This window comes from Nostoc sp. (assembly GCF_036917515.1).
Classification (GTDB): domain Bacteria; phylum Cyanobacteriota; class Cyanobacteriia; order Cyanobacteriales; family Nostocaceae; genus Nostoc.
Window position 1 is genome coordinate 19,386 of the sequence record NZ_JBALDE010000252.1, and the last position, 12,561, is coordinate 31,946.

Consider the following 12,561-nt stretch of genomic DNA (forward strand, 5'->3'; position numbering starts at 1 on the left):
TACTAAATCGACCATTGACAGCTTCAAAATATTCCACATCGAACAGCGTCTTTATTAAGCAACAGCCCCTTGTTTAGGCTGACGCATTGGACGCTTGCGTAGGCGTAGCCCGTCGTAGACATCGCTTCGACGAACGCCTCCTGCCATTTTGTACTCATCGCTATTCTTGCCATACTTTGCAGCTACACTGACTAACATATGTTCTGTTAGTTCCATCAGCGACTTTTCGGCAACTTCTAAGGCTCCCTGAGTCAGATCCACGGTGGAGAGGCTTTAGTTATATGTTTCTAATTTGTCTTGCGTTGTTTTGATGGCGGCTGCAAAGAAGTCAATTGTTACCCCATTGCCGAAGTCTAAGGTAGGACTAATCGATTTCAAAGCTGCAATCCGACGCTGTGCTCTATCAAGTACTTTAGACCCACGTTTGGGACGTGACATAAATCACTTTCCTATTATTAATAATGCGCTAGGACAAAAACTGAGTTATACCCTGAACTGTACAGCACTAAAATAGACAGAACTTGGGTTACTTGACACCCGCATAATTCCGTATAAAATGACTTATTTATTACAAAAATTTATTAAGTATTTTTATGTAAATTATTGGACTTTGCCCGAATTCAATAAACGACTGCCCGAATTCAATAAACGACTGTCCAAATTCAATATAGGAATTTAGCAAACTTGCTTTTATTAAACACAAAAGCGATGGCTTTGCCAACGCCTGCCGTAGGATGCCCGTACCCCTGCGGGGAAGCAAGCTACGCGGAGCGTCTCGTAGAGAAGGGCTGTAGGGCGATCGCAAGAATTGAACTGATACAAAGCGTAGACTTGCGTTCCCTTAACATAATCACAAATTACGAATTACGAATTATTTAAAGGGACGAATCAACCATATATTACATCCGTTACATATCCGTTGCCACTGATTGTTTTTATGACTTTTGGGTTTGATCATAATTCCTCCCCCGACTTTTGGAGTAATGAATTATTGACTACAGGACATGGCAGAAGGAATAGAAGAACTTTGCCCAGATTGAGCCACAAGCATAATATCACCGTTAGCATCGACAATCCATCCTTGAGCCTCCACAATCTGCTCGGCAGATTTGGTCATAGATGCAGTAGATGATTTATCTGTGACTGTATGTGTTGCTTGTGGGGGTAAATCTACCCAACTAGTAATCACTGCTTGTCCCCGCAACGGTTCGTTGGGACTTTGGGGTAATCCACCGCGTCCTGTAGCGATAAAACTACTGGCATTTTGTCCTCTTTTGGGAGTGCAACCTTGGGCAATTTGTTGGGATGCATCCACGATGTTAGAGGGTAATTGAATTAAACCGAGACTGGGGTCAGTATCTGGACTGTTGATAGTTACTTCCCCACTCACTCCCAATTGTGAACTTGCTGTAATGTCGCTGTTTTCGGTTGGGCTTTTTTGCGGGACGATACCGAAAATACCGTTTGTTGTAATGTCAACTCTACCACCAATTCCTGTAAAGGCGTTGGCGCTGATATCGCTATTTTCTTTGGGAACTGCAACGATAAATCTGGAGTTGATATTGATGTTACCGCCATTGCCACCTAATTTTTCTGTACCTGCGTTAGTGGAGATTTGACTGTTGCGACGGAGTAACAGTAAGTTGCTGTTGAGGTTGATATTACCACCGTTACCAGATGCAGTTTCGGCGTTGAGTTGACCTTGGTTGTCTAAGGTAATTTTAGGTGAGTTGATTTCGATATTGCCAGCCTTACCCACACCTCCGGCTGACACCATGCTGAAGATGCCAGCATTATCTGTAAGGTAAACAGCATTTTTTGCACCCACTGTCACATTCCCCGCATTCCCCTGTCCAAAAGTTGAGGCAACAAGTTGAGCGCCATCTTGTAACGAAAATGAGCCGGAATCGATAGTAATGTTACCCCCATTGCCAACTGCCCCATCTTGTAACGAAAATGAGCCGGAATCGGTAGTAATGTTACCCCCATTTGCCCCACTCACCTGGGTGTAAATCCCAGTAATACCACCGTTTTTGTGCCCAGCAATATCAACAGTACCTGTTACCTTAATATTGACATTGCCTGCATCCCCTCTTGCTGCTGGTAGGATATCAAATGCACCACGAACAATGGTTACTTGTTGAGTACCATCAATGAAGGTTTGCAGTTCACCATCAGTCAGTACCACGGTTGCTCCAGCAGTGAAGGTTTGCAGTTGAGCACCATCAGTGAGTGACAGGGTTGCTGCATTGATGTCGATATTGCCACCCTTACCCATACCTCCGGCTGACACCGTGGTGAAGATGATAGCATTATCTGCAAGAGAAACAGCATCTTGTGCACGCACTGTCACATTCCCCGCATTTCCTTGCCCATAAGTTGAGGCAGAAAGTTGAGCACCATCTTGTAACGAAAATGAACCGGAGTTGATACTAATGTTACCCCCGTTGCCAACTCCCCTATTCACCTGGGTGCGAATCCCACTCGATAAACTGTTTTTCTCCGCACCAATATAAACAGCGCCAGTAACATTAACATTGACATTCCCTGCATCCCGCTGTCCTACTGGCTGGGTACCATATACACTAGTAGTCTCGGTTGTTAGGGTACCGCCATCAATTAGTGATAATGTTGTAGCATTAATGTCGATATTGCCACCATTACCTACACCCCCAGATTCCACTCTGCTCGATATCTTAGGATTATTTGTAAGAGAAACAGCATCTCGTGCATGTACTGTTAGATTTCCGGCATTTCCTTGTCCAGATGTTGAGGCAGTAAGTTGAGCACCATCTCGTAACGAGAAAGAACCAGAATCGATAGTAATATTACCACCATTACCAACTGCACCCGTATCCACCAAGCTGAAAATCCCACTTTCACTAAATAAAGCGTTTTTCTCCCCAGCAATATTAACAGCGCCAGTAACATTAATATTGACATTCCCCGCATCCCCCCGCCCTGCTGGCGCTGTTGCAGATGCACCACGAGTAAGGGTTTGCAGGTTAGCGCCATCAATTAGTGATAATGTTGCAGCATTAATGTCGATATTGCCACCCTTACCTACACCCCCAGATTCCACCGTGGTGAAGATGATAGCATTATCTGCAAGGGAAACAGCATCTTTTGCATGTACTGTCACATTTCCGGCATTTCCTTGTCCAGCAGTTGAAGCAACAAGTACACCAACATCTTGTAAGGATAAAGAACCAGAATCGATAGTAATATTACCCCCGTTACCTTTTGAACCCAAAAACACAAAATTGCTAACTCCGCTCCTAACAAATTTGATTTCCTCAGTAGCATTAAGCGTAATATCTCCTGCAACAGTTTCAGGTGTTCCCAAACCTCGTCCAATACCACCGCTTAAAATACTTTCTCCTAACATCTCTATATTTCTGGCATTGACTACAATATTACCGCCACCAGCACCTTCTACATATATACCTGCTTGATTGGTAAGGGATACCGAAGCTCGCCCAACATTGGAAGGAAATATCAAGCTAAGATTATCGTCATCTACACCCAGTGCTACACTACCAGGTTCCGCCAATCCTCCTAACTCAACTCGTCCACCAAAAGCATTTAATCCTCCCCCATTCATAGTCACATTACCACCTACTAGCAGTAAGCTCTTACCATCTGGTACTCGTAAACCTAATGCGTCTAAGCCTGCTGGATCTGTTCGGGCAGGTGCAACTGAGTTATTTTGAATCGCTGCGTTTTGATTAATCTGATTAAACAGTAATGCTGAAGGGCTAATAGTCAACAACAGTGAAGGGATATTTTGATCAGTAGCACTAAAAAATCCGATATTTCCAAATTGCAGTGCATTCGCTGTACTCGCTACAAAAGAACCACCAATATTTAATTGAGCATTTGCACCAAATACAATTCCATTGGGATTAATTAGAAATAGGTTAGTCGTACCCAACGTGCGAATTATCCCATCAATATTAGAAACTGAGCCACCTGTTACTCGACTAATAATATTTTGAATATCTAGAGCATTATTAAAAGAAGCAGCGCCACCAGTAGTCACAGAAAACTCACCAAAACTGTGAAACAAATTACCGCCAGCTTGAGTTCCTCCAGTAATGTTAAAGGTGTTACCCTCTCTTGTGACGCTAGAGTTATTAGGTAAAGTGCCATCTGGAGTTATTTGAGCGATCGCATAATCAATGGTACAAAAGTTGACACCGAAAGCAATAGTCATTAAAGCACCCCAATGAGTACAACTTAAACCTGACATTGCAAGCCTCCACTAATAGCAGTACCAAAGCTTAGTTAAGCATAAATCAAGTTACTAGCTGTTAGATAGCGAGTAATTAGGCTACTAAGCTTTCACCCGAAAACTCTTTTCGCAAAAACTTGAAAAATTTACAAAAATTGGTTCTTCCGTACCTGTTATGCTGAATCTTTAGTTAAGCATCAGAACTTGACTTTGAAATCCAGGTTAGAAGCCTAAATTTCGCGCATAAGCATAAAACGCTAGTAATAACGACTGCTATTGTTGCATAGCAAGGGTTTAAAGCTTTTGATTAGACTGATTTAGCATACTAAGTAATGAAGACCCTTAAAACTTAAGATTAGGTAATAAATATCTCCAGAAATTAAATATGCGTTATCCAGAACCCTTGTAAAGACGTAGCACTGCTACGTCTCTTTTTTCCCAAATATATAATACATACCAAAATAAAAAGTTAAAAATCACTAATCAACCTCGCCTTACGGAGAAAGAATTGCAGCACTGTTTCTTCACGGGAAATAATATCAACCCTACCCTCCATGCCCAATTGAATATGACACTGGTTTTTCCCTTTACCTAAAACCAGAGTTTCCGGTTCAATAGTCACTTCGTAAAAAGCACCAGGCGCAGTAGCTTTTGGGCTAGTAGTTCCATTCATTGATGCATTTGTACCATTTTTTTGAGGAGCGATCGCATCTGGAGAAATCGTTTGCACTTGACCATTGAGAGTACCATAATCTGGATAGGGGCAAGCGCTGACCCGCATTTGGACTTTTTGACCAATTTTTAACTTACTTTGATCTTCAGATCCTACTGCTGCTTTCAAAACTTGAGGCGCATCAGTGGGGACAATTTGCAATACTTCCTCGCCAGGACGCACAGTTTGACCTGGGTTTCGCAAATTGAGTTGGGAGATGATACCATCGGCAGTAGCTGCGATCGCAGTTTGAGCTAAATCTATTTTGGCTTGTTTGAGTTCGCTAGTATCGTGTTCTAACTGCTTTTCAATTTCAATCTGTTGGTTAACTAAGGCTTGGCGTTCCTTTTCTATTGTTGCTTTGTTGCTTTCCCCTCCAGCTTTTTCTTGAGCGATTCGCTCAGTAGCAACAGTTACTTCTGTATTACTTGGATTTACGGCAACTTGGGCGCGTTGTCTTCTGGCAATGACAGCAGATACTGCTTGTTGTAACCGTTCAATTGTTTCTTTTTGCGCCTCCACTGCTGCTGCTTGCGCCTTTACCGCTTGCTCTTGCTGTTTGGCAGCTAATTGTGCTTCTTCAAATTGATCCTGGGATAGCGCCCCAAGGGCAGCTACACTCTCATATCGCTTCTGTTTTGACTGGGCTACACCCAAGGCAGCTTCAGCAGCATGGAAATTTGCTTGTGTTGTTTTTAACTGTGCTTTCCCAGCCAGCAATTCTTTTTCGGCTATTTTGACGTTGGCATCAGCTTCTTGGAATTCGGAAACAGTGGTAAGATTTTTATCTTGATATTCCCGACGACGACCGCTCAATTCGGCTTGGGCGCCAATAATAATTCGGTTGATCCGGTCAGTTTCGGCTCGAATCTGGCTATTAAGGGAACTAATCTGGGCATTGATTTGCACTAGTTGTAACTTAGATTGTTGAATACTAGTTTGCAATTGGCTCTTTTTGGTTTGCAGACGAGAGTCATCAATAGTTGCGATCGCATCTCCTTTTTTGATAAGTTGATTTTCTTTGACATAAATGTGCATCACCTGACCTTCAGTCGCCGCTTGCACAATTCGCAATTCACCCGCCGGACGCACAACCGCCTGTGCTTGGACTGTAACCTTATACTTACAAATTGCTGCAAGTGGCACAGCTAATCCGAGAACACAGAGAATAAACATTCCACCCCATGTTGTCCAACGAGTAATTGGTGGAAGAAATTCGTTTGTTTGAATTGGGGGGAGAAAATTTGTGTTGCTAACCATGATGTCTTACAAATTACAAATTATCTTAATTAATGGTGGTAGTCTTACCGTTATGATGAACCGGGGAAGATATTAGCGCCAACCCATTATGAGAGGTAAAAATATCATCTAAGAAATCTAAATGTTCGCCAGGTAAAGAGCGTAATTCTTCTGGTGTACCTTGGATTTTTAAGCGTCCTTGTTCTAAAAATACAATTAAATCTGCCCTCTGTATCACCTTAGGACGGTGACTAATTAAAATAGTCGTTTGATTGTGACGATAGGATAAAAGTCTATCTAGTACTTGTCTTTCGCTTACTGGGTCGAGTGCCCCCGTAGATTCATCTAAAATTAAGATTGGTGGCTGAGTAACTATGGCTCTGGCTATGGCTAATCTTTGGCGTTGTCCACCAGAAAGATTTGCCCCAAATTCTCCTAAAACAGTTTGATATTTATCAGGTAGTTTGCTAATAAATTCATCTGCACCTGCAATTTGACAAGCTCTGACAATTTCTTCAAAACTAATATGGGGATAGCTAAACTGGAAGTTATCAATAATAGAACGACTCCAAAAGTGGGGTTCTTGGGGAACTAATACCACTTGTTGCCGTAAACATTCTAAGGATAGGTCTTGCTGATTATAAAAACCATAACGAATATTGCCAGACTCAACTTTATATAAGCCAGTCAGCAATTTTGCCAAGGTACTTTTACCACAGCCAGATTTGCCAATTAAAGCAATGACTTTACCGCCAGGAATAGTTAAGGAAAAATCTTGGAGGAGATCAACTCTACCTGCATGATGAAAGTTAAGTTCAGTGCAAGTAATATCTGCATGACCAGGAATTTGTGCCCAAGGCTTTTTAAAATCATTTTCGGATTCTGGGGTAGCGTCAATCACTTCTGTCATGCGTTGCAGGACTATCTGGGCTGTGATAAACTCATCTACTAAGCCAATAGCAGCACCTAAGAAGCCGAGAAAGTTGCCACTCATGCCGTTATATGCCATTAATTGACCGATTGTTAAGGTGCGATTAATGACTAAATAGCTACCTATCCAAAGGATGCCAATACTAATGAAGGTGGAAAGAATGCCAGTAACTGTACTGCTATACAGTCCCAATTTCATCATACTCCAGCCCAAGTTGGCGAGGCGACCATAATTACCTTGGTATTCTGACCAAGCTTGGGGAGTGGCTTGGGTAGTTTTTAATACTTGGATGCCGCGAAATGTTTCTACCAGAAAGCCTTGATTTTCTGTACCAGAAACAATTAAATTTCGGGTTTTCTGCCGCATTGCGGGTAAGAAAAGCAGGTTAACACCCGTGACAATCATAAATGCAACTATGGAAGCTAGAGTTAGTTCCCAACTGTAAAAGAGCATAAAACCCAAGGAAATTACCGCAATAAAGAATTGACTGGGTAATCCGAGGACAATTTGGGAAACTAAGTTATTGATGGCTTTGACATCAGCAATGCGGCTGACAACTTCCCCACTGCGTCGTCCTTCAAAGTAGGAAAGGGGTAAATGTAAGAGTTTGCGTCCGTATTCTAGAATTAGTCCTAATTGCAATCTTTGACCGAAGTGACCTATGAGGTGAGATTGGACTAAACTAATGGCACTTCTAATTAAATTCATGGCGATAACGCCAATGGCAACGGTGGTTAGTAGTTGGGTATCACCCCGGACTAAGACATCATCGGTGAGGAGTTGCATCATGAAAGGAGATGCTAAAGAAAGCAGTCCAATGGCGATGTTAATAGCGATCGCTTGAGCGAGAATAGAGCGATAAGGCCAAACCCGTTGCAGATATCTTCCCAGACCGCCAATTTTATCTGATTCTTGTTGATAAAAACGACTGTCATCTGGAGTCAGCAGTAACATGACGCCATTATTCCAACCTGCGATTAACTCTTGACGGGTAAGATGACGAATACCAACACCAGGGTCGGCTATGATATATTTTTTGGCTTTTTGTCCGTATAAAACTACCCAGTGGTAACCTTTCCAGTGGATAATGGCTGGTAAGGGAGCTTGATCTAATTGGTCGATTAGTTGGGGACTAGCTTTAACTTGGCGGGCATTGAATCCTAATACTTCTGCTCCTCGCTTCAATCCCAGCAAGGATGTTCCTCTAGAACCTGTGCCTACGGCTTCTCGAACGCGGTTGAGGGTAAATGTGCGTCCGTGGTGTTTGGCAATGGTTGCAAGACTTGCAGCACCGCAGTCTTCTTCACTGTGTTGTAGAACTATCTGGTATTTCATTTTCAAGACGAATAGCAAGGGAGAAAGAGATATCAGGGCTTTCGCCCCGATAGGCCAGGGAAGCTTACACGAAAAGCTTTAGCTTCAACTACGCTATTTTTAGAGGACAAGTGCCTTATACAAAAGGATCAAAAGGGATCGATGGGTTCTACGACGGCGTAAGTCAGTGTGTACTGGGAACCACTTCCGGACAAGGTTATGGTTGTCGCCGATTGAAGGCCGTTGATTGTAAAGCCACCCATGAAGTCATCACGGCTCCAAAAGCCATCGTCGTCGTAGAGACCAACGAATGAGCCGTTATCGACCGCAACCTTGAGCCGGGGGTCGAAATCCTTATTACTCCCTGATCCCATGTCACCGCTCCAAACCTTATTCCCATTAACCTTGAGGATAGTATCGTCGTCACCTAATATATCTGCACCTGCCTTCACGCAATACAGCTGTTTGATCACAAGTTCGTAAGCACCGCCATTGAGGTCTGCTCCTTCTTCACGAGTTAAATCAGTAAATAATTGTTCTTTGTCAGCCATTATTTTCTCCATTTGAAATTGTTAATTACTAATTATTTGACTTAGATCAGTTATCAATTAGGCACTAATTAAATGCCCAATACAGAGATAATTAGATAAATTATAATTCACCTTTTTTGTAGTACTTACTAGGTGAATCTCTCTGCATATCACTCTTTACGACAACTTTGAGTTTTTATGCATTTAGAGCAGAACTATTTTTAAAAATCTGGTAAATCCTTATGCATAAACAAATCGGGGCACTTGCCCCGACCTTATATTGTATTCAGCTTCTTAACCCAAATTTTTAAGTAGTGACTCTTTGATCTGAACCAAGACAGGACAATCTAATCTCGAAAATTAAAATTAGTAAATCCACTTGAGAACTGCAAATTAGGCTACCCTATAGAGTTCGATATTATATGGATTGGCAACAGAAAAATTGTATGTTGGGTTACCCTGCGGGATCTTGCTACGTTCCTCAACCCAACCTACACACTTTAAGGCTTTTGGTGCTAACTAAATTAGGTAACTTTTAAGAAGTTGCAGTTCAGACTTTTGATAGCTTGGGTGAGGCGCTAAAAAGTCATTGCGCTTGCCATAACCCATATATTAATAATTGTCGTAATTAATCCGGCTAAATAGGGTTGAGGATTACGTCATTGCAAGATTGGAACCACTTAGAGCCGCCAAAACCTCCAGTAACGTAGTTTCTGCTAAATTCTGGGACACTTCCGTTCCAGCCTGGTGGAACACTCAAATTAAGAATTCCTCCAGAGCGGATTCCACCTCTAGGGACATCAGCCCATTGCCCAATAACCGTATCGCCAATTCTTGTTCCCTTGAATACATTAGTCCAGGATCTTCCTTCATCAGCGCTCATTCCAAGCCACCAAATGTCATTGCCAATTTGCCTAACGTAATAAGTGCCTCCGTCATCCGAATGCCAAATTCCATTGAAGTCTCTAGGTGCAATACATAATGCTTGCACTGGCTGGTTCAGCACTAACGGCATGGTTACAACTGAAATCGGAATCGCTGATAGGGCTACAAGTGTTGATAATCCCAAACCGAGTTTTTTAACTTTCTCTTTTTTTGGCGAAGGTATTTTTGTCTTATCACTGTTGGTATCTATATTTTTAGATATTACATCACCATTGGCATCGTAAGTATAAGTTATAGTTGAGGTCATAAATTTGTGTTCCTTGATAAATAATTGTATGACTCCACATGATATGCTCTTGTGTATATCTGCACACAAGCGCAGAAAAAGGAAAAACATTTTTGACTTTTGACTTCCGCTTTGCGGTATTACTGGTCTATCGCAAAAGTTTTGAGAGGTGAATCAGTTTTAAATTTCTCTTCTTTACCTCTTATACTTCTCTGCGAGACGCTGCGCGTAGCTTGCTTCCTACCCTACGGTCAGCCGATGCAGCGTCTATGCGGTTCGTTGTCTTAATTCTCAGAATTAATCGGACAGACCATTAGGACAATCTGGTATTTTATTTTTAAGCGCAATTATTAATGAGAAAATCCAGTCGGGTCAACTGACCCGACTAGATTGAGGGTTTGGCTTGTTAGCTGAGATTTTTGAGTAGTGACTCTTTGATCTCAACTAAGACAGGACAATCTAACCTCGGAAATTCAAATCAGTAAATCCACTTGAGAATTGCAGATTAAGCTACGGAATAGATATTGAAATCATATGGATTGCCAGGACTTGGGTCATCTTGGAACTCATATACTCTTCCATCAGCCAAATTGTATGTTTTGTATTGCTCGTAGCCACCTCGTTTATCACTGTCAAACTTAATAGTTCCTCCGCTGTAAGCGGTATATATCCATGTTTCATTTGCAGGCAGTGTAAATGACGTATCATCTAAGGAAAAGTTAACGTCAAATCCCACTGTATTTTTAATGCTAAAAACTTCGTAACCACCACTAATTGTTTCAGCAGCTTGTTCGTCAAGTTCTTCAATTAAACCAAAAGATTCTAGGCAGTTTTGATTAGTTAACATGGTTTTTCTCTCTTTGTGAATTAGATCATGCAGAGATAATTAAGTAAATTTTAAGAAGTTGCATATTTGTAGGATAAATTTGCGGCTGTAACTATCGAAATTTTGTTCTGTATTTGACGAACTTATTCAATGATTCCGCTATTCCCCAAAGAAAGCATCTTTTTAAATGAACTTCTCTGCATATCACTCTCTACGATGACTTTTAGTTTTTATGCATTTGGAGCGGAAAAATTATGAAAAATCTGTAAAATACTTACACAGCAAGGAATTAACTTTTGGCTGCATGGCTGTATTATAATTGAAATCAGCTATGGTTCAAATAACGGCAAGTATTCCATGCAACCCCGACAGGGCATTGTTGAAATCTTTTCTACCTTTGTGCAATTTGATGTAGACCAATTTAGTGGTTGGGCAATAGATGCCAAACTGCGACGCAGTATGAAAGTTTGCCTGGAGGGGACATCAACTGAGAAATCAGATGCCTTTTGGGCACTTTACTGGTATAGAGTTTGGCAGACTCAATCTAGTGCTGTGGCACTGGCACATATTTCTGCTTATTTACAAGAGGTGTGCTATTGGACTGCTAGAAAATTCGCCCTCAACTTTCCCACGCAGTCGTCTGTAGCAGATTGTTTTCAGATGGCGATCGCTCATATTAACAAAATACTCAAAACTTTTAACCCTCAATACAGTTCGCATTTAAAAGCCTATGCAGAATTAGCTTTTGAATCAATTATCAAAGATGCACTGCGCTTACACCGGGAAGCAGACATTTGCTCAGACTGGGCATTATTGCATAAACTCAGCCGCAAACGACTAGTGCAGTCATTACAAAATGCCGGATTTAACGCCGAAAGCATCGAGAGTTATGTTTTAGCCTGGGAATGCTTTAAGGAACTCTATACAGGTGACAATACAAAAATTCGTCAGCTGACCAAACCAGATGCTCGAACTTGGGAGGCTATTAGTCATCTTTATAATGCAGAACGTTTGGGCCGATTAAGTTCGCCCACTGCCGAAGTCAATCAGCAAACCATAGAAACTTGGGTATTATCTGCTGCTAAAGCTGCTCGTACTTTCCTTTATCCTAAGTTTATTTCCACAGACGCTCCCCTCAAAGAAGATAAGGGTAATTTATTAGATATATTGCCTGTAGATTTGCAAACATCTTTACTAACGGAAATTATTGAGCAGGAAGAAGCTGCAAATATGCGATCGCAGCAAACTCAGTTAAACCAAGTTTTGTCCCAAGCGATCGCTGCACTCGATGCTGAGTCTCAAAAGATACTACAAGCTTACTACGTTCAACAACTGACTCAACAAGAAATTGCTGCACAGTTAGAAATTAAGCAATATACTGTTTCCCGTCGCCTTAGCAGCATTAAAAAGTCATTACTTTTGACTCTCACGCAATGGAGTCAAAACACCTTGCATATTTCCCTTAAATCCGACGTAGTAGATGCCATAAACACAAGTTTAGAGGAATGGCTCAAAGTCCAATATAGCCATACCCAGATTCAACGAGCAGACAAGAAATAATTTTGTCTCTCCCCTTTCCCTAATATGGTTTTTATATGGAGCCA

9 protein-coding genes are annotated in these 12,561 nt (G+C 41.6%); 1 reads left to right on the forward strand and 8 read right to left on the reverse strand.

What is annotated here, in order from left to right:
• Positions 1-54 precede the first annotated feature (54 nt).
• From V7K89_RS32000 to V7K89_RS32035, 8 genes are all read right to left on the reverse strand, one after another.
• On the reverse strand, positions 55-261 hold the full coding sequence (locus V7K89_RS32000; protein ID WP_335194565.1) for a hypothetical protein: 207 nt from the start codon (positions 259-261) through the stop codon (positions 55-57).
• Positions 262-273: 12 nt separating this feature from the next.
• Positions 274-438, reverse strand: coding sequence for a hypothetical protein (locus V7K89_RS32005; protein ID WP_335194567.1), 165 nt, complete (start codon positions 436-438; stop codon positions 274-276).
• Between the two features lie 550 nt (positions 439-988).
• A complete protein-coding gene (locus V7K89_RS32010) occupies positions 989-4,252 on the reverse strand; it encodes a two-partner secretion domain-containing protein (RefSeq protein WP_335194569.1) in 3,264 nt (1,087 codons plus the stop codon).
• 451 nt (positions 4,253-4,703) lie between these two features.
• Complete coding sequence (locus tag V7K89_RS32015; RefSeq protein WP_335194571.1) at positions 4,704-6,206, reverse strand: HlyD family efflux transporter periplasmic adaptor subunit; 1,503 nt, start codon at positions 6,204-6,206, stop codon at positions 4,704-4,706.
• 25 nt (positions 6,207-6,231) lie between these two features.
• Positions 6,232-8,451 (reverse strand): peptidase domain-containing ABC transporter, encoded by a 2,220-nt coding sequence (locus V7K89_RS32020; protein ID WP_335194573.1) that lies wholly within the window; start codon positions 8,449-8,451, stop codon positions 6,232-6,234.
• Between the two features lie 128 nt (positions 8,452-8,579).
• Positions 8,580-8,981 carry a hypothetical protein gene (locus V7K89_RS32025; protein WP_335194575.1) on the reverse strand — a complete coding sequence of 134 codons (402 nt, stop codon included), beginning with the start codon at positions 8,979-8,981 and terminating at the stop codon, positions 8,580-8,582.
• Positions 8,982-9,597: 616 nt separating this feature from the next.
• The gene (locus V7K89_RS32030; RefSeq protein WP_335194577.1) at positions 9,598-10,152 is read right to left on the reverse strand and encodes a hypothetical protein; all 555 of its coding nucleotides are present in this window, start codon (positions 10,150-10,152) and stop codon (positions 9,598-9,600) included.
• 484 nt (positions 10,153-10,636) lie between these two features.
• A complete protein-coding gene (locus V7K89_RS32035) occupies positions 10,637-10,978 on the reverse strand; it encodes a hypothetical protein (protein ID WP_335194579.1) in 342 nt (113 codons plus the stop codon).
• 336 nt (positions 10,979-11,314) lie between these two features.
• Here V7K89_RS32035 and V7K89_RS32040 point away from each other — a divergent pair, with 336 nt between their 5' ends.
• The gene (locus V7K89_RS32040) at positions 11,315-12,517 is read left to right on the forward strand and encodes a sigma-70 family RNA polymerase sigma factor (protein ID WP_335194581.1); all 1,203 of its coding nucleotides are present in this window, start codon (positions 11,315-11,317) and stop codon (positions 12,515-12,517) included.
• Positions 12,518-12,561: the final 44 nt, after the last annotated feature.